At 68.3% G+C, this 21244-nt stretch carries 23 protein-coding genes; 13 read left to right on the plus strand and 10 right to left on the minus strand.

Annotation, left to right across the window (positions count from 1 at the left end; all coding sequences use genetic code 11):
* From ACLJRL_RS37935 to pknB, 7 genes are all read left to right on the plus strand, one after another.
* On the plus strand, positions 1 to 521 hold a 521-nt coding region (locus ACLJRL_RS37935), incomplete at its 5' end, for an FHA domain-containing protein (protein ID WP_410661227.1).
* Between the two features lie 157 nt (positions 522 to 678).
* Positions 679 to 1146 carry an FHA domain-containing protein FhaB gene (locus ACLJRL_RS37940; protein WP_007030429.1) on the plus strand — a complete coding sequence of 156 codons (468 nt, stop codon included), beginning with the start codon at positions 679 to 681 and terminating at the stop codon, positions 1144 to 1146.
* Entirely contained in the window at positions 1143 to 2519 is a 1377-nt protein-coding gene (locus ACLJRL_RS37945; RefSeq protein ID WP_410661228.1) for a protein phosphatase 2C domain-containing protein, read from the plus strand. Before ACLJRL_RS37940 ends, ACLJRL_RS37945 begins: the two co-directional genes overlap by 4 nt.
* The gene (locus tag ACLJRL_RS37950; RefSeq protein ID WP_410661229.1) at positions 2519 to 3997 is read left to right on the plus strand and encodes an FtsW/RodA/SpoVE family cell cycle protein; all 1479 of its coding nucleotides are present in this window, start codon (positions 2519 to 2521) and stop codon (positions 3995 to 3997) included. The genes ACLJRL_RS37945 and ACLJRL_RS37950 overlap by 1 nt, the downstream gene beginning before the upstream one ends.
* Positions 3994 to 5457, plus strand: coding sequence for a peptidoglycan D,D-transpeptidase FtsI family protein (locus tag ACLJRL_RS37955; protein ID WP_410661230.1), 1464 nt, complete (start codon positions 3994 to 3996; stop codon positions 5455 to 5457). The genes ACLJRL_RS37950 and ACLJRL_RS37955 overlap by 4 nt, the downstream gene beginning before the upstream one ends.
* Before the next feature lie 3 nt (positions 5458 to 5460).
* Positions 5461 to 6774: a protein kinase domain-containing protein gene (locus ACLJRL_RS37960; protein WP_410661231.1), complete on the plus strand. Its 1314-nt coding sequence runs from the start codon at positions 5461 to 5463 to the stop codon at positions 6772 to 6774.
* Positions 6771 to 8735, plus strand: coding sequence for a Stk1 family PASTA domain-containing Ser/Thr kinase (pknB, locus tag ACLJRL_RS37965; RefSeq protein WP_410661328.1), 1965 nt, complete (start codon positions 6771 to 6773; stop codon positions 8733 to 8735). Before ACLJRL_RS37960 ends, pknB begins: the two co-directional genes overlap by 4 nt.
* 48 nt (positions 8736 to 8783) lie before the next feature.
* Here the strand turns inward: pknB and ACLJRL_RS37970 are convergent, their stop codons facing one another.
* The 4 genes from ACLJRL_RS37970 to ACLJRL_RS37985 all read right to left on the minus strand — a co-directional run bounded on the left by ACLJRL_RS37970 (position 8784) and on the right by ACLJRL_RS37985 (position 11241).
* Positions 8784 to 9023: a hypothetical protein gene (locus ACLJRL_RS37970; RefSeq protein ID WP_410661232.1), complete on the minus strand. Its 240-nt coding sequence runs from the start codon at positions 9021 to 9023 to the stop codon at positions 8784 to 8786.
* A 138-nt stretch (positions 9024 to 9161) separates the two neighbouring features.
* Entirely contained in the window at positions 9162 to 9806 is a 645-nt protein-coding gene (locus ACLJRL_RS37975; protein ID WP_410661233.1) for a hypothetical protein, read from the minus strand.
* Positions 9794 to 10600: an ATP-binding cassette domain-containing protein gene (locus ACLJRL_RS37980; protein WP_410661234.1), complete on the minus strand. Its 807-nt coding sequence runs from the start codon at positions 10598 to 10600 to the stop codon at positions 9794 to 9796. Before ACLJRL_RS37980 ends, ACLJRL_RS37975 begins: the two co-directional genes overlap by 13 nt.
* Positions 10597 to 11241, minus strand: coding sequence for an aminodeoxychorismate/anthranilate synthase component II (locus tag ACLJRL_RS37985; protein WP_410661235.1), 645 nt, complete (start codon positions 11239 to 11241; stop codon positions 10597 to 10599). Before ACLJRL_RS37985 ends, ACLJRL_RS37980 begins: the two co-directional genes overlap by 4 nt.
* Before the next feature lie 111 nt (positions 11242 to 11352).
* Here ACLJRL_RS37985 and ACLJRL_RS37990 point away from each other — a divergent pair, with 111 nt between their 5' ends.
* Positions 11353 to 12672, plus strand: a complete 1320-nt coding sequence (locus ACLJRL_RS37990) for an FAD-dependent oxidoreductase (protein ID WP_410661329.1) — start codon at positions 11353 to 11355, stop codon at positions 12670 to 12672.
* Positions 12673 to 12959: 287 nt separating this feature from the next.
* On the opposite strand, the gene ACLJRL_RS37995 is transcribed toward ACLJRL_RS37990, so the two are convergent.
* Positions 12960 to 13613 carry a response regulator gene (locus tag ACLJRL_RS37995; protein WP_410661236.1) on the minus strand — a complete coding sequence of 218 codons (654 nt, stop codon included), beginning with the start codon at positions 13611 to 13613 and terminating at the stop codon, positions 12960 to 12962.
* Entirely contained in the window at positions 13553 to 15406 is a 1854-nt protein-coding gene (locus ACLJRL_RS38000) for a histidine kinase (RefSeq protein WP_410661237.1), read from the minus strand. The genes ACLJRL_RS37995 and ACLJRL_RS38000 overlap by 61 nt, the downstream gene beginning before the upstream one ends.
* A gap of 155 nt (positions 15407 to 15561) precedes the next feature.
* On the opposite strand from ACLJRL_RS38000, the gene ACLJRL_RS38005 reads away from it, so the two are divergent.
* From ACLJRL_RS38005 to ACLJRL_RS38015, 3 genes are all read left to right on the plus strand, one after another.
* The gene (locus ACLJRL_RS38005) at positions 15562 to 16272 is read left to right on the plus strand and encodes an ABC transporter ATP-binding protein (RefSeq protein WP_410661238.1); all 711 of its coding nucleotides are present in this window, start codon (positions 15562 to 15564) and stop codon (positions 16270 to 16272) included.
* Between the two features lie 15 nt (positions 16273 to 16287).
* On the plus strand, positions 16288 to 17022 hold the full coding sequence (locus tag ACLJRL_RS38010) for an ABC transporter permease (protein ID WP_410661239.1): 735 nt from the start codon (positions 16288 to 16290) through the stop codon (positions 17020 to 17022).
* A 110-nt stretch (positions 17023 to 17132) separates the two neighbouring features.
* Entirely contained in the window at positions 17133 to 17525 is a 393-nt protein-coding gene (locus ACLJRL_RS38015) for an SCO5389 family protein (RefSeq protein ID WP_364021696.1), read from the plus strand.
* Here ACLJRL_RS38015 and ACLJRL_RS38020 read toward each other — a convergent pair.
* The 3 genes from ACLJRL_RS38020 to ACLJRL_RS38030 are packed head-to-tail and all read right to left on the minus strand — an operon-like array spanning position 17522 to position 19577.
* Positions 17522 to 18496 carry an LLM class flavin-dependent oxidoreductase gene (locus tag ACLJRL_RS38020; RefSeq protein WP_410661240.1) on the minus strand — a complete coding sequence of 325 codons (975 nt, stop codon included), beginning with the start codon at positions 18494 to 18496 and terminating at the stop codon, positions 17522 to 17524. The two genes, ACLJRL_RS38015 and ACLJRL_RS38020, sit on opposite strands and share 4 nt — an antisense overlap.
* Positions 18497 to 18498: 2 nt before the next feature.
* Entirely contained in the window at positions 18499 to 18654 is a 156-nt protein-coding gene (locus ACLJRL_RS38025; RefSeq protein WP_410661241.1) for a hypothetical protein, read from the minus strand.
* The gene (locus ACLJRL_RS38030; RefSeq protein ID WP_410661330.1) at positions 18654 to 19577 is read right to left on the minus strand and encodes a class E sortase; all 924 of its coding nucleotides are present in this window, start codon (positions 19575 to 19577) and stop codon (positions 18654 to 18656) included. Before ACLJRL_RS38030 ends, ACLJRL_RS38025 begins: the two co-directional genes overlap by 1 nt.
* A 386-nt stretch (positions 19578 to 19963) precedes the next feature.
* Between ACLJRL_RS38030 and crgA the strand changes: the two genes are divergently transcribed.
* Both crgA and ACLJRL_RS38040 read left to right on the plus strand, forming a co-directional pair.
* Positions 19964 to 20230, plus strand: coding sequence for a cell division protein CrgA (gene crgA, locus ACLJRL_RS38035; protein WP_410661331.1), 267 nt, complete (start codon positions 19964 to 19966; stop codon positions 20228 to 20230).
* Positions 20231 to 20348: 118 nt separating this feature from the next.
* Positions 20349 to 20726, plus strand: coding sequence for a PH domain-containing protein (locus ACLJRL_RS38040; protein ID WP_410661242.1), 378 nt, complete (start codon positions 20349 to 20351; stop codon positions 20724 to 20726).
* Here ACLJRL_RS38040 and ACLJRL_RS38045 read toward each other — a convergent pair.
* Positions 20711 to 21193: a hypothetical protein gene (locus ACLJRL_RS38045; protein WP_410661243.1), complete on the minus strand. Its 483-nt coding sequence runs from the start codon at positions 21191 to 21193 to the stop codon at positions 20711 to 20713. The two genes, ACLJRL_RS38040 and ACLJRL_RS38045, sit on opposite strands and share 16 nt — an antisense overlap.
* Positions 21194 to 21244 lie beyond the last annotated feature (51 nt).

Consider the following 21244-nt stretch of genomic DNA (forward strand, 5'->3'; position numbering starts at 1 on the left):
AGCCTGGCTACGACCAGTACGGCGGCCAGCAGCAACAGCCCGGGTACGACCAGGGCTATGGCGGCGCCGCCCCGCAGCCCGGCTACGACCAATACGGCGGCCAGCAGCAACAGCCCGGCTACGACCAGTACGCCGGCGGCGCTCAGCAGCAGGCGTACGGCCAGCCGGCAGCGGACCCGTACGCGCAGCAGCAGGGTGGCGGCTACGGCGGCCAGCCGGCAGCCGGCCGCGCACTCGCCGCGAGCCTCCAGCTCGACGACGGCTCGAACCGCTCGTACTCGCTCAAGCAGGGTGGGAACGTCGTGGGCCGGGGCCAGGACGCCGACTTCCGGCTTCCGGACACCGGGGTCTCCCGTCGTCATCTGGAGATCACCTGGGACGGCCAGAGCGCGACGCTCGCGGACATCGGTTCGACGAACGGCACGACCGTCAACGGCACTCCGGTCCAGACCTGGCAGCTCGCCGACGGCGACGTGATCCGCGTGGGCCACTCGTCTCTCGTGTTCCGTACGCAGGGCTGACCGGCGGCGGCTGGAGGGGGTACCGCAGAATTGCGGTGCGGGGCCTGCGGTGGATCGGCACCGGAGGTCGTATGCGGAGGGCAAGGCTGTTCGGAACCGACCATCCCGGACGACCGAGGCTCTCCGCAGCGAACAGAAGCGGGAGCGGACACAACAAGTGCCAGAGCTGGTCGTTCAACTCACCAGAGTGGGCTTTCTCGTGCTGCTCTGGCTCTTCGTGTTCGCTGCGTTGCGTGTCGTCCGCTCGGACCTCTACGCGGCCTCAGGGCTGCGAGTGGCCGTCCCGACGTTCGGTCGCAAGAAAAAGGAAAACAAGAAGCCGCGCGGCGGGAAATCGCCGCAGCAGCTGCTCGTGACCCATGGCGCGCTGGCCGGTACCAGGATCGCCTTGGACGGCAGGCCGATCCTGATCGGCCGTGCCGACGACTCGACCTTGGTGCTTGACGACGACTACGCGTCGACCCGTCACGCTCGCATCGCCCTGCGCGGGGAGGATTGGTACGTGGAAGATCTGGGCTCGACGAACGGCACGTACCTCGACCGGGCTAAGGTCACGGCACCCCTCCGGGTCCCGCTCGGAGTCCCCATCCGGATCGGCAAAACGGTGATCGAGCTTCGCCCATGACTCTCGTCCTCCGCTACGCGGCTCGCAGCGACCGGGGCCTGGTGCGTTCCAGCAACCAGGACTCCGTGTACGCCGGTCCCCGCCTGCTCGCCCTCGCCGACGGCATGGGCGGCCACGCCGCGGGTGAGGTGGCCAGCAAGGTCGTCATCGCCTCCCTCGCGCCCCTCGACGACGACGACCCGAGCGACGACCTCCTCGCTCAGCTGCGCGAGGCCGTCCAGAACGGCAACGCCGCCATCGCCGAGCTCGTCCAGCAGGACCCGGACCTCGACGGGATGGGCACGACCCTGACCGCCGTGCTGTTCGCCGGTTCGCGGATGGGTGTCGTGCACGTCGGCGACTCGCGGGCGTATCTGATGCGTGGCGGGCAGTTCTCGCAGATCACGCGCGACGACAGCTTCGTCAACGAACTTCTCGAACAGGGCCGGATCACGCCGGAAGAGGCCGCGGTGCACCCGCAGCGGTCGCTGCTGCTGAAGGCGCTCACCGGCCACGAGGTCGAGCCGAGCCTGACAGTGCGCGAGGCCCGTGCCCACGATCGCTACCTGATCTGCTCGGACGGCCTGTCCGGCATGGTCAGCGACGAGACGCTGGCCGAGGCCATCCAGATCCCGGACCCGCAGGCCTGCGCGGACCGGATGATCGAACTGGCGCTCAAGGGCGGCGGCACGGACAACGTCACGGTGATCATCGCCGACGTCGTCGACGTCGACTTCGGTGAGGACGCGCCCATCGTGGGCGGCGCCGCCGGGGACGGCAGTGACGAATTCCACCAGGGCGACTCCCCCGCCGCCCGCGCCCGAGCGCTGACCCAGCCCGCGCCGCAGCCGCGGCCCGAGGTCCAGCCCCCACAGGAGGACCCGAAGGTCAAGCGCCGGAGGCGATTTCGCTGGCTGGCGGGAGCAGTGGTCGTCCTGATCGTGCTCGGCGCGGCGGCGATCGCCACGCGCTACTTCGTCCTGAGCCAGTACTACGTCGGTGAGGGTCCTGGCGAGGAGGTCGTGATCTACCGCGGCGTCCCGGGCAGCATCCTCGGCATCGACCTGCACGCCTACGAGCAGGGTTCGTGCCCGCCGGGCGGTCTGTGCACCGAAAAGCTGCTGGTGCCCGGCCTTCAGGAGGACGCGCGTTTCGCGGTGAAGAACGGCGTCAAGAAGGACAACCTCGACGACGCCCGCAAGTACATCGACGACTTCCTTCGGCCGCAGAAGCAGCTGGCCGACTGCAAACCGGACACCAGTTCGACTTCCACGCCGCCGGTGTCTTCGTCGGCGGTACCCCCTTCTACCCCCGCCTCGCCGAGCTCGGCGAACCAGCCAGCGGGGAGGGACTGCTCGACGCCGGCCACGGCAGCACCAGGGGGCGGTAACTGATGAGCACGCCGCTCGCCGATCCGGCTTCGGCCCAGTTCGCGACGAATCCTCCACGCGAGCTGCCCACCCGGCGTGGGACCGAACTCGTCCTGCTGGCGTTCGCGACGTTCATCGTCACCATCGCGCTCGTGCTGGTCGAGGCGAACCAGGAGCAGGAGCTCACCAGCTCGATCATCTGGCTGGGACTGTCCTACCTCGCGGTGCTGACCGCGGCTCACCTGGCGGTCCGCCGCTGGGCCCCGTACGCCGATCCGGTGATCCTGCCGTGCGTCGCGCTGCTCAACGGCCTCGGCCTGGTGATGATCCACCGGATCGACCTGGCCCTGGCGGAGCGGGCGATCCAGCGGGGCGAGGAGTACACCCCGGACGTCACCAAGCAGGTGCTGTTCACCGCGGTCTCGCTGGTCCTGTTCGTGGTGGTGCTGGTCGTGATCAGCGACCACCGCACGCTGACCCGCTACGGCTACACCTGCGGTCTGGTCGGCATCGTGGCGCTCGCGCTGCCCGCGGTGCTGCCGTCGTCCCTTTCCGAGGTCAACGGCGCGAAGGTCTGGATCAAGCTGCCGTTCTTCTCGATCCAGCCCGGCGAGTTCGCGAAGATCCTGCTGATGATCTTCTTCGCTTCGTTCCTGGTGACGAAGCGGGACCTGTTCATGGTCGCGGGCAAGAAGGTCGTCGGCATCGAACTGCCGCGCGCCCGTGACCTCGGCCCGATCCTGATCGCGGCGGCGGCCTGCCTCGGTGTGCTGGTGTTCGAGAAGGACCTCGGGACGTCGCTGCTGTTCTTCGGCGTCACGCTGGTGATGTTGTACGTCGCGACCGAGCGGATCATCTGGGTGGTCCTCGGCGTCGGCTTCTTCGCCGCCGGCGCGATCATCGCCTACAACCTGTTCACCCACGTCCAGCAGCGCGTCAGGAACTGGATCGACCCGCTCGCCACCTACAACGACGACGGCGGCGGCTACCAGGTCGCGCAGGGCCTGTTCGGGCTCGGGACCGGCGGCGTCGGCGGGACCGGCCTCGGCGCCGGACGACCGGACATGGTCCCCGAGGCCAAGACGGACTTCATCACCACCGCGATCGGCGAGGAACTCGGCTTCATCGGCCTCGCCGCGATGCTGATGCTGTACCTGATCCTGGCGATGCGCGGTATGCGCAGCGCCCTCGCGGTCCGCGACACCTTCGGCAAACTTCTGGGCGGCGGCCTGTCGTTCGCCCTCATCATGCAGATCTTCGTCGTCGTCGGCGGCGTCACGAACCTGATCCCGAACACCGGGATCACCGCCCCGTTCCTCTCCCGCGGTGGTTCTTCACTTCTCGCGAACTACATCCTGGTGGCCCTCCTGCTCCGAATCTCCGACGCCGCCCGCAAACCCGCCGCGCGGCCGAAGCCGCAACAGCCGCAAGCGCCGCTCGCGGAAGCGCACACGGTGATGGTCCAGCGGCCGTCCGCGAACGGTGAGGGGAGTGCCACGTGAACACCCCGCTCCGCAAGGTCGGCGTCGCCATGCTCGTCATGGTGGTGCTCCTGCTGGCCAACGCCACCTACATCCAGGTGGTCAAGGCCGACGACTACCGCACGGACTCGCGCAACCTGCGCGTGCTCTACGAGGAGTACTCCCGCCAGCGCGGGCTGATCGTCACGCCCGACGGTTCCGCGCTCGCGAAGGTCGACCCCTCGAACGACAAGTACAAGTTCATCCGGAACTACGTCGACGGCCCGATGTACGCGCCGGTCACCGGCTACTACTCGATCAACTACGGCTCGGGCGGCCTGGAACGGTCCGAGGACGAAGTCCTCAACGGCTCCGACCCGCGGCTGTTCGTGCGCCGCCTGTCGGACATGGTCACCGGCCGCGACCCGCGCGGCGGGAACGTGCGGCTGACGATCAACCCGGCCGTGCAGAAGGCCGCGTACGACCTGATGACGCAGAAGGGCTACACCGGCTCGGTCGTCGCGATGGAGCCCAAGACCGGGCGGATCCTCGCGATGGTGTCGACGCCGTCGTACGACCCGAACAAGCTCGCTTCGCACGTCGGCAAGGAGCAGATCGCCGCCTGGTCGCAGTGGAAGGACGATCCGAAGAAGCCGATGCTGAACCGCGCGATTTCGGAGACCTACCCGCCCGGTTCGACGTTCAAGCTGGTCACGGCCGCGGCAGCGCTGGAGAACGGCAAGACGGCGGACATGCCGATCAACACCGCGCCCAACGTGAAGCTCCCGGGTACGCAGACGACGCTGGAGAACTACGGCGGCGCGACCTGCAAGGGCAACACGTTCAGGGACGCTCTGCGGTACTCGTGCAACGTCCCCTTCGCGGAGCTCGCCGGTGAACTCGGCAAGGACAAGCTCGAAGCGACGGCGACGAACTTCGGCATCGGCGAGGACCTGACCGTGCCGATGCGGGTCGCCGGCTCCGGTCTCGGCCCGCTGGACTCGAAGCCTTCGCTGTTCCAGAGCGGGATCGGGCAGCGCGACGTGCGGCTGACGCCGCTGCAGGACTGCCTGCTCTCCGCGACCGTCGCGAACAACGGGATGGCGATGAAGCCGCAGCTCGTGCAGTCGCTGCTGGCGCCGAACCTCTCGACCATCGAGGACTACACGCCGACCGAACTGACCGGCGACGCGGCGCTGTCCAGCGCGAACGCCGCGATCCTGCGCGACATGATGCTCGCGTCGGAGGAGAACACGAAGGGTGCCGGCAAGCGTCCCGACATCCAGATCGCCTCCAAGACCGGCACCGCCGAGCACGGCAACGACCCGAAGAACACCCCTCCGCACGCCTGGTACACCGGCTTCGCGCCGGCCATGGACCCGAAGATCGCCGTCTCGGTGATCGTCGAGTCCGGTGGTAACCGCGGGCTCGAAGCGACCGGTGGCACCGTGGCGGCGGAGATCGGCCGCGCCGCCGTCAACGCGATGCTCGGGGGTGGATAGCGGATGCTGTCCTCGGGTCAGCTGCTGGCCGACCGGTACAAGCTGACGAACCGGATCGCCGTCGGCGGGATGGGCGAGGTCTGGCAGGCCAGTGACACGCGGCTGGACCGGACCGTCGCGGTCAAGATCCTCAAGGCGGAGCTGTCCGGCGACGCCGAATTCCTGCACCGCTTCCGGACCGAGGCGCGGATGACGGCGTCGCTGAACCACCCCGGCATCGCCGCGGTGCACGACTACGGCGAGACGGTCGCCGACGAGCTGTCCATCGCGTACCTGGTGATGGAACTGGTCGAGGGCGATCCGCTGGCCGCGATCATCACCCGCGAGGGACGGCTGACCGCCGAGCGCACGCTGGACATCCTCGAACAGGCCGGGAAGGCGCTGCAGGCCGCGCACGAGACCGGCCTGGTGCACCGCGACGTCAAACCGGGCAACATCATGGTCACCCCGGCCGGGCAGGTGAAGATCACCGACTTCGGTGTCGCCAAGGCCGCCGACGCCGCCCCGGTGACCCGGTCCGGCATGGTCATGGGCACCGCCCACTACATCGCCCCCGAGCAGGCGCTCGGGCATAACGCCGAACCGGCGAGCGACGTCTATTCGCTGGCCGTGTGCGGGTACGAATGCCTCACCGGGCACCGGCCGTTCCTGTCGGAGAACGCGGTGACGGTCGCGATGATGCACATCCGCGACCTGCCGCCGCCGCTCCCGCCGGACGTTCCGCCGGGTACCCGCGCGGTCATCGAGGCGACGCTGATCAAGGATCCGAGACAGCGGTACAACAGCGGCGGCGAGTTCGCGGCCGCGGTGGCGGCCGTCCGCGCGGGGCTTCCGCTGCCGACACCGTCGGGGCTGGTCAACGTCGCGTATGCGGCAGGCCAGCAGCCGGTGATGCCGCAGTCGATGCCCCCGGGCGCACCACTGTCGCCGTCGAACCCGATGGCGGCGATCGGCCCGGCATCGCACCCGGCGATGCATCCGGTCACCGGCCCGCCACCGATGGCCGTCCGGCGACTACCCGCCCGCAGACGGTCACAATGGGGTTGGTGGGTACTTCTCGCGGTGATCCTGATCGCAGTACTGGTGGCAGGAGTCTTCCTCATCGCGAGACTGGTCGGTTCGGGCAACGGACAGCAGCCGGGCGGCGTGGGAACGAGTGAAGAGGCACCGGTTCCGGGTAACAAGCCTGCGGGCCCCTCGCCGACATCCGCGTACCCCGCGGTGCCGACGGAGGGCGGCGCCGAGGAATCGGCCGGGCAGGCCAATCCAGGCATGATGAGCACACCTTGGACGGAATGGAACGGCACGCAGAGATGAGCACACCAAGACTGCTCAGCAACCGCTACGAGCTGGGCGACACGCTCGGCTACGGAGGCATGTCCGAGGTCCACCACGGACACGACGTGCGCCTGGGCCGGGAGGTGGCGATCAAGATCCTGCGCGCCGACCTGGCACGGGATCCCCAGTTCCAAGAACGTTTCCGTCGCGAAGCACAGAACGCGGCGGCCCTGAACCACCCGGCGATCGTCGCCGTCTACGACACCGGCGAGACGAACACCGAGTTCGGCACTCTCCCCTACATCGTCATGGAGTTCGTCGAAGGACGGACTCTGCGCGACATCGTGAAGACCGAAGGCCCGATGTCACAGAAGCGCGCGATGGAGGTCATGGCCGACGTCTGCGCGGCACTGGACTTCTCCCACCGGCACGGCATCGTGCACCGCGACGTCAAACCGGCGAACGTGATGATCACGAAGAACGGCGCCGTCAAGGTGATGGACTTCGGCATCGCGCGCGCCATGCACGACGGCCAGTCCGCGATGACGCAGACCGCCGCGGTGATCGGCACTGCGCAGTACCTCTCGCCGGAACAGGCCCGCGGTGAATCCGTCGACGCGCGTTCGGATGTCTACGCCGCCGGCTGTGTGCTGTACGAACTCATCACCGGCGAGCCGCCCTTCACCGGCGACTCCCCGGTCGCGGTGGCGTACCAGCACGTGCGGGAAGACCCGAACCCGCCGTCGTCGGTGAACCCGGCCGTGGCGCCCGAGCTCGACGCCGTCGTGCTCAAGGCGCTCGCCAAGGGCCCGGCGAACCGCTACCAGTCGTCGGCGGAGATGCGTTCGGACCTGGTCCGCACGCTGTCCGGCCAGCGGCCCGCCGCGCCGATGGTGATGTCGGAGGACGAGCGCACCCAGGTGATGGACTCGGACCGCCGGGCCCCGCAGCGCTACGACAACTACGAGGACGACGCCGAGGATCCGGGCGCGAAGAAGAAGCGTCGCGCGTGGCTGATCGCCGGTCTCGTGGCCTCGCTGGCCGCCGTGGTGCTGCTGATCATGTGGCTGTCCGGCGCCTTCAAGGACACCGCGGCGGAGAGCAAGGAGATCCCGAAGGTCGTCGGCCAGAACGAGGCCACGGCGAGGGACGCCCTGCGCAGCGCGGGATTCAACAACCAGGACGTCAAGACGATCGTCTGCGGTCTTCCGTCGACCAACGGCTCGCCCACCTGCGACGAGAACGACATCGGCAAGGTCCTCACGATCAACCCGGCGGAAGGCAAGCTGACGCCGACCTCCGAGAAGATCACGCTGACCATCGGCCAGAAGCCGGGCAAGGTCAAGGCGCCGGATCTCAAGGGCAAGACCCAGACCGAGGCTGATACGGCACTGACCACAGCGGGTCTGAAGATCGGTGCGATCACCGAGGAAGAGACCGAGGACACGAACCTGGCGGGCAAGGTCCTGTCGCAGAACCCGGGTGCTCAGGCCGATGTCGACCAGGGTTCCAAGGTCGACATCACGATCGGCAAGTCCAAGGAACTGAAGACGGTCACGAACTACAAGGGCAAGACTCAGGCGGAGGCGGAAGCCGGCCTGAGGGGAGCTGGGTTCACCCCGTCGGTCACCACCTCGAGTTCCGACGAGCCCAAGGGCACGGTGATCGACCAGACCCCGAACGGCGGCAAGCTCGCCGTCGGCAGTGTGGTCAAGCTGACCGTGTCGGACGGCAGCCAGGACACCTTCGACATGCCGGACCTCAAGGGCATGACCGAGGATGAGGCGAAGGCCAAGCTGCGCGAACTCGGTTGGTCGGGCCCGCTCAACACCCAGGCCGACAAGACCGGCGACCGGGATGACGAGGGCAAGGTCAGCAAGACCAACCCGCAGGCAGGCTCGAAGCTGGCGAAGAACGCGCCGATCACGATGTTCGTCTTCGAGAGCGATCAAACGTCGCCGACGACGAGTTCACCGTTGTTCCCGAGGCCGGGCGGCTGATCCAGCCGGCATGAAAGGGCCCCGCACGGTTTCCGTGCGGGGCCTTTCTCATTCCAAGCTGTCGAGAAGTCCTTGGTAGGCCTCGTCGATCCGGCCTGCGCTGGTGTGGACGACCTTCGCCCTCGGCCGCGCGGCGACGACAGCCACGATCCGGTCGTACATCGCCGCGAGGTGCCCCGGCCCGCCGGAACGCCGCAGCATTTCGTCCGCCTCGACGTGCGCCGGCTCGGCCGCGGCCCGGGTGCGGTCGGCGAACCGCCGGAGCACGCCTGCCCGCTGTCGCGGCATCGTCCCGCCAGGCACCGAGGAGGCCGCGGACCCGGTCGATGTCGAGATCGAGGGTCAGCGGGTGGTCGTCGGCGTATCTCCTGGCCAGCGTGGATTTCCCACAGGCAGGTGGGCCGTTGAGCACGATAAGGCGAGCCATCAGGCGTTGCGGCGGAGCAGCCGTCCCACGACCGTCGCGCTGATGAGCAGGCCGAGGACCGCGGTCACCACGGCCAGCGCGAGCGGTCCGCCCAGTGGTCGCTGCGAGGTCAGCGCGCGCAGCAGCGGATTGGCCAGCGGCAGCCATTTCACCAGGAGCACGGCGGCGAGGGCGAAGATCGCCGCCAGCACCGACCAGCCGACCCGCGCGACCAGCAGGCGTGAACACGGCAGGCCGATCGCGATCCCGAACAGCGCGCAGAGCGCGTGTGCGGCGGCGCCGAGCGCGAGAGTGCCGGCCTGGAAACTGCCGGAGCGGAGCATCGACCACGCGAGCGTCACGATGATCAGCGCGACGGCGCAGCCGAAAACGGCCAGCGTGGCACCGCCGAGGATCGACCGCCAGCGGCGCGCGTGGCTGAAGGTGACCAGCCGCTGCACCGGGTCTTCGATGTCGAGCATCGCGATGGTCAGCCAGCACGAGACCACCAGCAGCGAACCCGCGCTGATCCCGTATTGCGGCAGCAGCGGCGACTTCGGATCGGTGTAGAGCACGGTGTTGACCGCGAGGTAGACCAGGATCGCCGGGAGATAGCGCTGGGAATGACCGAGAAGTGCGAGGTAGTAGCGGGTCATCGCGAGCACGGCGCCACCTCCCGGACCGAAAAGCCCTGGTTGAGCGCTCGCAGCAGGACAGCGTCCGCGTGCCCGGCTTCGACGGTCAGGACGATCCGTTCGCCCTCGGCCACGGCCTGGCTGACGCCGGGTTCCGCCGACCAGTCGCCGGCCGGGCCGTGCAGGACGATCCGCGTCGCCGTCTCGGCCTTCGCCGCGACGCGAGTCAGGTTCCCTGCGTCCATCCGGAAGACGTCGTCGGCGTGGGCGTGGACGGCGGCCGCGCGATGGTCGGTGAAGACCACGCTGGCGCCGCGTTCCTTGGTCTCGGCCACGATTTCGCCGAGCACGGTGTGCGCTTCGACGTCGAGGCCGGACCAAGGTTCGTCGAGGATCAGCAGGTCCGGCTCGGCCAGCACGGCCTGGGCGAGGCCGACCTTCTGGGCGTTGCCCTTGGACAGCGTCCTCAGGGGCGCGTCCGGTCCGCCGACCAGGGCCAGCCGGTCCAGCAACGGCTCGATGGCCGACAAGTCGACAAGCCCGTCGATGCGGGCCATATGCCGCAGGTACGCCCTGGCGCTCATCCGCTGTCCGGCCGGGAACCGGTCCGGGAGGTAGCCGACGCGCGGGCTGCCGACGACGGTTCCCGAGGTTTCCCGGGAGAGCGCCGCGAGGATCCTGAGCAGCGTCGACTTCCCCGAGCCGTTCGAGCCGAGGATGCCGATCACGCGGCCGGCCGGGACGTCCAGATCGACGCCGGCCAGCACGGCGGTACCGCGGCCGTAGCGCTTACCGACTCCTTCGAGCCGGATCAGCGAGGTCACGCAGCAGCGGCCTTCTGCAGTGCGCGGGTCGCCTGTTCGAGTTCTTCGACGGTGGCGTCGGCGACCGGGTGCCCGGCCGAAGCCATCCAGTTCGCGAGCATTCGGTGCCCGCCCTGGGTGAGCACGGACTCGGGATGGAACTGGACACCCTCCAGCGGAAGCTCGCGGTGCCGCATGCCCATCACGATCCCCGACTCCGTGGTGCCTGTGACTTCGAACACGGCGTCGTCGATGGTTTCGGGCAAAACGGTCAGCGAGTGATACCGCGTGGCGGTGAATTCGCCGGGTAGTCCGACGAGGACACCGGCGCCCGAATGGTGGACTTGACTGGTTTTGCCGTGCAGCAGTTCGGGGGCGCGATCGACGGTGGCGCCGAAGACGACGCCCAGGGCCTGGTGGCCGAGGCAAACGCCGAGCATCGGGATCCGGGCTTCGGCGCATTTGCGGACGACGTCCATGCTCTGACCAGCGCGTTCCGGGGTTCCCGGGCCGGGCGAGACGAGGACGGCGTCGAACTCGCCGAGCTTCTCCAGCTCCACCACGTCGTTACGCCAGACGGTGCACTCGGCGCCGAGCTGGGCCAGGTACTGGACCAGGTTGTAGACAAAACTGTCGTAGTTGTCGACGACGAGCACGCGCATGCCGCCAGCTTAGCGGCTCCCACCAGGTGGACCGTACGCCAGATCACAATGATTGTTAGGGCAACCTAACTTACCGTGGTAGGGGTGAGCCGTTCTCTTCGTGTAGCCATCGTGGGTGCCGGTCCGGCCGGCATCTACGCCGCCGACATCCTCGACAAGTCCGACGCTGACGTGACGATCGACCTGTTCGAGCGCATGCCGGCGCCGTTCGGGCTGATCCGCTACGGCGTCGCGCCCGATCACCCGCGGATCAAGGGCATCGTCACCGCACTCCACAAGGTGCTCGACAAGCCGAACATCCGGCTGTTGGGCAACGTCGACTACGGGACCGACCTCAAACTCGAGGACCTGCGCCAGTTCTACGACGCGGTCATCTTCTCGACCGGCGCCATGGCCGACCGGCAGCTGGACATCCCCGGGATCGACCTCGACGGCTGCTACGGCGCCGCTGACTTCGTGTCCTGGTACGACGGGCACCCGGACGTGCCGCGCACCTGGCCGCTGAACGCGACCTCGGTCGCCGTACTCGGTGTCGGGAACGTGGCGCTCGACGTGGCGCGGGTCCTCGCGAAGACCGCGGACGAGTTGCTCAGCACCGACATCCCGGACAACGTCTACCAGGGCCTGAAGGCCAGCCCGGTCACCGATGTGCACGTGTTCGGGCGCCGTGGTCCGGCGCAGGCGAAGTTCACGCCTCTCGAGCTTCGGGAGCTGGACCATTCGCCGAACGTCGAGGTCATCGTGAACCCGGAGGACATCGAGTTCGACGAGGGCAGCATCACCGCGCTGCGGGCGTCGAAGCAGATCGACATGGTCGTGAAGACGCTGCAGGAGTGGGCGATCCGCGACCAGGGTGACCGGCCGAAGCGGCTGCACCTGCACTTCCTGCACTCGCCGGCGGAGGTCGTCGGCTCCGACGGCAAGGTGACGGGACTGCGGACCGAGCGCACCGAACTGACCGGTGACGGCAACGTGCGCGGCACCGGCGAGTTCCACGACTGGGACGTCCAGGCCGTCTACCGGGCTGTCGGCTACCTGTCGTCGCACCTGCCGGAAATCCCGTTCGACCACACCACCGGGACCGTGCCGAACCAGGCGGGCCGGGTGCTGGACATCGACGAGGACCAGGTGCCGGGCGTCTACGTGACCGGCTGGATCAAACGTGGCCCGGTCGGCCTCATCGGCCACACCAAGGGCGACGCGGCGGAGACGATCGCGAGCCTGCTGGCCGACGCCGACACCCTGGCGACCCCCGCCGTGGACGACCCCGACGCGATCCTCGACTTCCTCAGCGAGCGCGGCGTTCCCTTCACCACCTGGGAAGGCTGGGGCAAACTCGACGCCCACGAGAAGTCGCTCGGCGTCCCGCACGGCCGGGACCGCGTCAAGGTCGTCGAACGCGACGAAATGACCCAGATCTCGCGCTCTTAACTCACCTACGCAGCCCCCACCCATCCCAGGGGGCGGCCCCGAGGCCAGTCTATCGGCCGCGGCGGACAAAAGGGCTGGTCAGAGGGGGTTATCCACAGCGGGGAGCAGTTGTGGACAACTATCGGCATTCCGTGAAGGCCACCTTGAGGGACTCTGAGTCCCTCAAGGTGGCCTTCACGGCGTTTCCGGCACGAACGGGGCCGCGGGAGTGTCATGAAAGGGTCTAACAGGACGAAATTTGTCCCGTTAGACCCTTTCATGACACTTCAGACCCGCAGAAGCGGCGGTCAGGAGCCCAGGTAGGCCAGGACGGCGAGTACTCGGCGGTTCGTGTCGTCCGAAGCGACGATGCCGAGTTTCGCGAAGATGTTCGCGGTGTGCTTCCCCACCGCCCCTTCGCTGAAGTGCAGCCGCCCGGCGACGGCGGCGTTGGAGCAGCCCTCGGCCATCAGCTCGAGTACCTCGCGTTCGCGCGGGGTCAGCGCCGCGAGCGGATCGGAAGCGTTGCCCGCTACCAGTTTCGCGATCACCTCGGGGTCCATCGCGGTACCGCCGCCCGCCACGCGCCGCACCGCGTCGATGAACTGGTCCGCGTTGAAGACCCTGTCCTTCAACAGATAGCCGATCGCGCCGGCGCCGTCGGCCAGCAGCTCGCGGGCGTAAAGCTGCTCGACGTGTTGCGAGAGCACGAGAATCGGCAGTCCGGGGATGTCCCGCCGCGCCGCCAGGGCGACTTGGATCCCCTCGTCGGTGTTCGTCGGCGGCATCCGGACGTCGACGACCGAGACGTCCGGCCGGTGTTCGCGCAGCGCGCGCTCCAGTTCCGGCCCGGTCCCGACAGCCTCGACGACGTCGAAACCGTGCGCGGTCAAGAGATGCGTCAGGCCGTCTCGGAGGAGGTACTGGTCTTCGGCGACGACACATCGGGGTCGAGCTGGCACGGGATCTCCACGGTCGCCTTCGTCGGCCCGCCGAGCGGGCTGGTCAGAGCAAAAGTACCGTCGAACGCCCCCAGCCTGCGCTCGATCCCGCGAATCCCGGTCCCCCGGGCCGCGTTCGCGCCGCCCTTCCCGTCGTCGGTCACCTCGATCCGCAGCACCCCGTCGTCGTAACCGAACTCGATCGACACTCGCCGCGCTTCACCGTGCTTCGCCGCGTTGCCCAGCAACTCGCTGACCGTGAAGTACGCGCAAGCCTCCGCGGGCTGTTCGAGCCGAGGCAGCTCACCGCTGACGGTGGCTCTCATCGGACTGTCCAGCGCCATCGCCCGGACGGCGTCGGCCAGCCCGCGCTCGGACAACACCGGCGGGTGAATGCCGCGGACCAGCAGCCGTAGCTCGGTCAGCGTCTCGGACGACGTCTGCCGCACTTCCGCGGCCAGCCGTTTCGCCGCGGCCGGATCGGTGTCGATCAGCGCTTCGACGGCGCCCAGCTTCATCCCCATCGCGACCAGCCGCGACTGGACCCCGTCATGCAGGTCCCGTTCGATCCGCCGCATTTCGGCGGCCTGCGCGACCGAAGCGTCCGTACGTGTCTGCTTCAACCGCGCGACACGTTGCCCGAGCCGCGAAGCCTCCGTCGGCCCCAGCAGCAGCTTCGCGAAGCGCGCACCCAGGCGAGCCAGCCACAGCGTCGGGATCAAGCCGGCGACGAAGGCCGCCACGGCGACCGGTGTCAGCGCGAGCGCTTCGAGATTCGTGGTCGCCTCGGGCAGCCCGATCATCGAGAACCAGTGCGTGGTCGACCAGGCGGTGTCCGTCCATTGGGCGATCGGCCGCCACACCCACAGCGCCAGGAGCCCTTGGAACCCGAAGAACACCAGCACGGCCGTCGGCAGCAGCATCAGCAGCAGGACGACGGAGTTGACCACCGCGGCGGCCAGATCGCGCCAGGTCGCCAGGTCGCGGATCGCCCAGCGCCAGCGGCTCAGCCGCGCCGGCCACCACGGCGTGTCGTAGAGCTGCCGTCCGTGCTGGTACATCCCGTCCGCCCGCGGGACGGGGAACGACGGCTCCGGCAGATACGGGCGATCGATCCGGACGCCGGTCCAGTTCTTCGCCTCTCGCCGCAAGGTGTCGGTCACGCTCCGCCCGGCCACCACGAGGGTGGGGAACAGCGGCGCCGGGCCGATCAGCGTGAGCAGCGTCGGGATCGCCATCCCGAGCTGCGCGGCCGAAAGCCCGAACAGTCCCATCTGGAAACCCAGCGCCTTGAGGTGCCGCTTGAACCAACCCTCGCCACGCGGCGTCCCCTCACGAAGACCGAGCCACCAGCTGGTCCAGCGTCCGTAAACCCGCAGCGCGCGCGGTCCTGCCAGGAGTACAGCGGGCACGAGCACCAGTCCGGCCAGGGGGTTCCACAGTTGCCAGCCGAGATCGCGGCCGGTCGCCGGATCGTCGGAGATCCATTCGAATCGTTTGGTCAGCCGAAGGAACCACGACCGCTTGAACAGGCTGTTCCCGTCGCGGTACCAGCCGTCGCGCTCCCGTTCGGGGGCGGGCGGAGCGGGCCGGTACGGTGACGCGATCTCGACTCCGCACCAGCGTCCGGCGAGGCGCCGAGTCAGCGCTGCGCGAGGCCGAACTCCCTCGAGCGCCAGCGTGTAGGCGAAGATCAGGCCGACGCAGAGCAGGCAGAAACCCGCCAGGACGAGCAGCAGGTCCAGCCAGCTCACCAGCGCCAGCCCCGCGAGCACGAAGCCGCGGCGCACTGAGGTGAGGTACTTGCGGATCATGCGAGAAGTCTCCCCCGCCGGCCGGGCGGACCGCAGTAACCGCAGGCCCCCGATCAGGGTGGGCCCAGCCCCACCCCCGGGGCATCAAAACTCCACCTGACCTGTGGGTTCAGCGTCATTCTGGCCGGCACCCCTTGCGCCATAACGTTTTTCGCATGCCACTCATCGAAGTCACCAACCTCCGCAAGACGTACGGAGAGCACGTCGCGGTCGACGACGTTTCGTTCCACGTGGAACAGGGCGAGATCTTCGGGATCCTCGGCACCAACGGCGCCGGCAAGACCACCACCGTCGAATGCCTGCAGGGACTACGAACCCCGGACTCCGGCACCATGTCCGTCCTCGGCCTCGACCCGCACAAGGACCGCGCCGCGCTCCGGCAGCGTCTCGGCTCGCAGCTCCAGGAGAGCCGCCTGCCGGACAAGATCAAGGTCTGCGAAGCGCTCGATCTCTACGCCTCCTTCTACGCGAATCCCGCCGACACCGGTGACCTGCTCGCGAAGCTGGGTCTCACCGAACAGCGGAACAAGTACTTCGGCAAGCTTTCCGGCGGTCAGAAGCAGCGCGTCTCGATCGCGCTCGCGCTGGTCGGCCGTCCCGAGGTCGCCGTTCTCGACGAGCTGACCACCGGTCTGGACCCGCACGCCCGCCGCGACACCTGGAAGCTCGTCGAGACGGTGCGCGACTCCGGCGTCACCGTCCTGCTCGTCACGCACTTCATGGACGAAGCCGAGCGCCTCTGCGACAGGCTCGCGATCTTCGACGCCGGGCGCGTGGTCGCCACCGGCAGCCCGGGCGAACTTCGCGACCGCGCCGGGAAATCCACTTTGGACGATGCCTTCGTGACCCTGACCGGCCGCGACTGAAACGGGAGACGAGAAATGAACACGCTCACCAAGATCACCATCACCGAAACGAAACTCGCCCTCCGCACGCCGGGCTTCGTCATCTCCGGGCTCGTGCTGCCGACCGCCATCACGGCCGTGCTCGGGGTGATCCCCGGCATTCGCGCGGAGAGCGGAACAGCGACGGGCATGCGCTTCCTCGACGCCTGGGTACCGTCGATGATCGTGCTCACCATGGCCATGATGGGCCTGCAGTCGATCCCCGGGATCATCGCGTCCTACCGGGAACAGGGCATCCTCCGCCGCTTCTCCACCACCCCGGTACACCCGGCCCAACTGCTGGTGGCGCAGCTCATCATCAACGTCGCCGTGACGATCGGCGGGGTCGGCATCCTCCTCGTGACGGCCGACGTGGTCTTCGACGTCCCGAGCCCGCGTGACCCACTCGGCTTCCTGTTGACGTTCGTGCTCGGTACCGCCGCGATCTTCGGCCTCGGCCTGATCGCCGCGTCGGTCGCCAAGACCAGCCGCGCCGCGGGAGGGATCGCGATGATCGCCTACATCCCGGTCATGTTCCTCGGCGGCGTCTGGCTGCCGCGTCCGCTGCTTCCCGAGGTCATCCAGAACATCGGCGCGTACTTCCCGCCGGGCGTCAAAGCCCTCGAAGACGCCTGGACCGGCACCGGCGCCCAGCCGCTGCAACTCGCCGTGCTGGCGGCCTTCGCGGTGGGCAGTTGTGTCGTGGCGGCGAAGCTCTTTCGCTGGGAGTGACGGCACTTACCGCCAAAGTGGTGATGATGATCGTTTTCTCTTGTGGTGCGGGCCGCGGGTGGGTAGTCAGAGAGACGGCCCACGTTCACTCTGTCTCTCTCGGAGGTTCGATGTCTCTGGATGTATCGCCCGCGCTGCTTGAGAAGGCCGAGCGCGGGGAGGTCTCCGACGCTGAATTCGTCGCCTGTGTCCGGGAATCCCTGCCCTATGCCTGGACCGTGATCACCGGCGTCATCGCGGAGGCCGACGGCGCGGCGGACGGGTTCGCCGACAACGAGACGCCACCGCCCAGCGAGGCCGAGCGCGGTCAGCTGCTGCGGGCGCTCGCCTCGGACGCGATCCGCGGCGGACTGGAGCGGCACTTCGGCGTGAAGCTGGCGTTCCAGAACTGCCACCGGATCGCCGTGTTCAAGAAGTCCCATGTGGACAGTGACCGCTACCGGGCGTTCGTCTCGCCACGCGGCCAGCTGCTGAACCAGAGCCCGGAACTGCGCGACTGCTAGCGCCTTAGCGCAGGGAGTACTTCGGCGCCGATCCGCGCGAGGTTCTCGAGCGTTCCCTCCGGCGTACCGGATGCTTCCACCATCATGATCACGTGGGAGACCCCGGTGCGCCGGATGCTCGTTCCCAGCTTGTCGACGCAGTACTCCACTCCGCCGATCGGGTGCATCTCGCACAGCCTGTCGGTGTAGGAGACCGGATCTTTTTCGATGCCCCGCTTGCCGTTCAGGTACACGTGCCCGGCGAAACCCTCTTTCAAGGAACCGGGTAGCGCGGACCGCACAGTTTCGACGGCGTCCTCCCCTACCTGGCACATCACCGTCGAGACGTGCCCGGCCGCGGAATCCCCGTAGGCGGCCAGGGTCTTGATCTTGACGTCGTCGTCGGCGTGCAGGCCGAGCAGCATCGGCAGCCCACGATCGGCGGCGAGCCGGACGGCGCGCGATTCCGCGTCACCGCAGGCCACGACCATGCGCGGGGCTCGCTGCGGCTTCGGCACCATCGGCACCTCACGGAACGCGAAGTGCTCGCCGTCGGCCGAAACGGTCTTCGACGTCATCGCCGCGAGCAGCAGGTCGAGACTCTCTTCGAAACCGGTTTCGTAGCGGGGCAGACCGGTGCCGAACACTTCGAGGTCCTGCCACGGGCCGCCGCGGCCGACGCCGATCCGCAGCCGTCCGCCGGAGACCGCGTCCAGCAACGACCACTGTTCGGCGAGCGCCACCGGATGCGCGATCGACAGCACGCTCACCGCAGTACCGACCGCTATCCGTTCGGTGCGGCCGAGCACGTGCGCCGCGAGGGTGATCGCCGACGGGCAGACCCCGTACGGCATGAAGTGGTGCTCCGCGAACCAGACGTCGTCGAATCCGGCCTGTTCGGCGGCGACTGCGGCGTCGACCGACCTGCGAAGGACGTCGGCGTCCTCCTGCCCGGGAAACCGCCCGGAGACCAGGAAGACGCCGAAACGCACGCCTACTGGACGCTCACTTCGTTGAACCACAGGCGCGGTTCGAGCCACGGGAAGATGACGAACATCAGCAGGGCCACGATCCCGAGAGCGAGGACGATCGCCGCCGTCAGCTTCACCGCGAACGGCCCCGGGAGGTTCCGCCAGATCCAGCCGTACATCAGCGCGCCTCCGAGAGCTTGGGCAGCAGTTCGGTGTAGGTGCCCACCTGGTTCTTCGGCACCTGCTGGGTCAGCACCGCGTGGATGATGAGCCGCTCCCGCGCGGAGAACTGCGGGTGGCAGGTGGTCAGCGTCAGCAGCGAGGCCTGCTCCGCCTTCGGCAGGATCTCCGGGTCCTTGTACGGCACCGGGTTCACCGTGTCGCCCTTGGTCGGGAACACGACGCGGCGGCCGTTGGTCTCACCGTAGGCACCGCCGTCGACGGCGTTCGGGTTCCGCAGCGTGCCCACCCGGGCGCACTTCGGGTCGGCGCCCTTGCCGGCTTCCCAGCCCTCGACCTCGTCCTTGTACGGAAGCACCTTGTAGACGTAGAAGTCGGTCTGGTTCTCGATGATGATCTGGTCGCACGAGCTCAAGTTGTCGAGGTCGTTGAACGGCGCGCCCTTACCGACGCGGTGCCCGGCGATCGCGAAGTTGCCCGGCTCGCCCGGCAGCGCGGTGCCCTTGTAGTGCCCGGGGCCGACTTCGAGCGCGGCCTCGGTGGTGCCTTCCTGGATGGTGAAGTTGAAGTCGGCGCCGAAGGCCGGGATGTGGATCCGGGCGAACGCCTTCCCGTCGACCAGTTCCGGCTGCACCTGCCGGTCCTTCGACCAGTCGCCGTCCAGCTCGGAACTCGCGTCGGACTGCTTGCCCGCGGAGAACAGGTCGGTCACGTAGACCTCGTAGACCATGAACAGCAGCACTACCAGCCCGGCGGTGATGAGGAGCTCCCCGACGGTCCGGACGGCGACGCCGCCCTTGCCGAGTTCCCGCGGCGGGCGTTCCTCGGTCGCGGTGCCGCCACCGACCGGCTCGAAGATGACCGTCTCTTCGGCCGATCCAGGAGGCGGAGCGGGACGACGGCGCGGCGGCGGCGCGTCCATCCGGCGTCGCGGCGGCGGACTGTCCGGTGACCTGTCCACAGGCGGCCTGCGACGCGGTATCGGCGCCTCTTCCGGGCTGCGACGCGGCGAAGTTCCCTCCTCCGGCCTACGCCGGGGGGCCGGACGCCTCTCCCCGGGCGGTCTTTCGGAGTACCGCCGGCGATCCCCGCCCGGCTCTTCCCGCTCAGCCACGCAAGCTCCTCAGTCTCGAACCATGCCACTGCCGAACCGTGTGTGACACCATTGTCACAGTGCGGGAAATCGACCGGTCCCGGACGGTGCCCAGCGGCGCTCGTTTACGTTAACGTGTGCACGTGGCGCTGGTTGCGCACCCGAGAACGCGGGTCATCGCCACCAGGAAAGCCGAACAGTACGCGAGGAACACGATGCCGAAGTCCAAGGTCCGCAAGAAGACGGCGTACACCCCGCTTACCGACCGCCGCACGCCGGTGAAGGTCAAGGCCGCGGGACCGTCGAATCTGTTCTACAAGATCGTGATGTTCGGCCTCATGGTCGTCGGCCTGATGTGGTTGGTCGTCAACTACATCGCAGGCGACAAGATCCCCTTCATGGCGGATCTGGGCAACACGAACTTCGCCATCGGCTTCGTGCTGATGATCGCCGGGCTGCTCATGACGATGCGCTGGCGGTGAGCATTACTCCGGATGGCGGCTTGACGCCGAATTACACCGGTGTGACTCATCCCCATTGTGGATAACCCCTGTGGATAACTACCCCACCTCCTGGGCCGCACGCCAGAACGTTGTGGTAGTGGCCTGGGCGATCACCCTGTTGCTCCTGGCAGGAACGGTGTGGCTGGCCATCGAGGGCGACCTGGGCGGCACTGTGCTGACGGTGCTGGCCATGGTCGCGTCGGGCGCGCTCGCCGCGCACTCGACGCTGCTCCGGCCCAGGCTGGCCGCCGGGCCCGAGGGGCTCCTCGTCAGGACCGTCGGTGGCTCCCACCGGTTCTCCTGGACCGAAGCCCGGCTCCGGCTGCGCACCACGCGCCGGCTCGGCCGGGACAGCACGACCCTCGAGATCGAATCCGGCGACCACCTGCTGGTGTTCGGCCGGATCGACCTCGGAGAGGACCCCAGGGACGTCCTGGACGTCCTCGTGGCCTTGAAGGGTCAGGCGTTGTCGTAGTACGCGACGTCGCCGTTCGGGCCGTGTGACCACCCCGGAACGGCCGGTCCGACAGCGGGCGGCGCGTACTCCCCGAAGATCTCGTACGGCGAGGCCGGCGAGCAGATCGGGTTGATCTTCACGACGCAGTTGCGCAGCGACCCGCTGAACTTGGCCTTGACGTGGCGCGGCCGCTGGTCCTCCACGACGGCCGGGCCCGCGGTGATGTCCCAGCCGGAAGCCGTGCCCGGCCCTGTCGTGCCGACGGTCTGCGTCGCCGCCGACGAACTGACTCCTGCTTCTCCGAAGCAGATTTTCAACGCCGCATCGACGTAGGCGACACGGAGCGTGATCGTGCTGCCGGAGCCGAGGAAGTAGCGCTTGGTGTAGGTCTGGCAGGTCTCGGCGGCCTGTGCGACCGAGGGTGTCAGCGCCGAAGCCAAGGCGGCCGCGACGGCGGTACAGACGACTGTCCTGCGAATCTTCATCTCAATCCCCACGTTGACGATGTTGATGGTCAACGGAGAGATACCCGGTCA

The sequence above is a fragment of the Amycolatopsis sp. lyj-112 genome (assembly GCF_046549055.1).
Lineage (GTDB): Bacteria > Actinomycetota > Actinomycetes > Mycobacteriales > Pseudonocardiaceae > Amycolatopsis.

What these genes read in the sequence shown, in the direction of transcription:
- ACLJRL_RS38030 (WP_410661330.1), bottom strand. Translation starts at nt 19,577, where the DNA reads ATGGACGCGCCGCCGCCGCGCCGTCGTCCCGCTCCGCCTCCTGGATCG.
- ACLJRL_RS38025 (WP_410661241.1), bottom strand. Translation starts at nt 18,654, where the DNA reads ATGTACGGCTGGATCTGGCGGAACCTCCCGGGGCCGTTCGCGGTGAAG.
- crgA (WP_410661331.1), top strand. Translation starts at nt 19,964, where the DNA reads ATGCCGAAGTCCAAGGTCCGCAAGAAGACGGCGTACACCCCGCTTACC.
- ACLJRL_RS38015 (WP_364021696.1), top strand. Translation starts at nt 17,133, where the DNA reads ATGTCTCTGGATGTATCGCCCGCGCTGCTTGAGAAGGCCGAGCGCGGG.
- ACLJRL_RS38045 (WP_410661243.1), bottom strand. Translation starts at nt 21,193, where the DNA reads ATGAAGATTCGCAGGACAGTCGTCTGTACCGCCGTCGCGGCCGCCTTG.
- pknB (WP_410661328.1), top strand. Translation starts at nt 6,771, where the DNA reads ATGAGCACACCAAGACTGCTCAGCAACCGCTACGAGCTGGGCGACACG.
- ACLJRL_RS37970 (WP_410661232.1), bottom strand. Translation starts at nt 9,023, where the DNA reads ATGCCGCGACAGCGGGCAGGCGTGCTCCGGCGGTTCGCCGACCGCACC.
- ACLJRL_RS37985 (WP_410661235.1), bottom strand. Translation starts at nt 11,241, where the DNA reads ATGCGCGTGCTCGTCGTCGACAACTACGACAGTTTTGTCTACAACCTG.
- ACLJRL_RS37960 (WP_410661231.1), top strand. Translation starts at nt 5,461, where the DNA reads ATGCTGTCCTCGGGTCAGCTGCTGGCCGACCGGTACAAGCTGACGAAC.
- ACLJRL_RS37950 (WP_410661229.1), top strand. Translation starts at nt 2,519, where the DNA reads ATGAGCACGCCGCTCGCCGATCCGGCTTCGGCCCAGTTCGCGACGAAT.
- ACLJRL_RS37945 (WP_410661228.1), top strand. Translation starts at nt 1,143, where the DNA reads ATGACTCTCGTCCTCCGCTACGCGGCTCGCAGCGACCGGGGCCTGGTG.
- ACLJRL_RS38000 (WP_410661237.1), bottom strand. Translation starts at nt 15,406, where the DNA reads ATGATCCGCAAGTACCTCACCTCAGTGCGCCGCGGCTTCGTGCTCGCG.
- ACLJRL_RS38005 (WP_410661238.1), top strand. Translation starts at nt 15,562, where the DNA reads ATGCCACTCATCGAAGTCACCAACCTCCGCAAGACGTACGGAGAGCAC.
- ACLJRL_RS38010 (WP_410661239.1), top strand. Translation starts at nt 16,288, where the DNA reads ATGAACACGCTCACCAAGATCACCATCACCGAAACGAAACTCGCCCTC.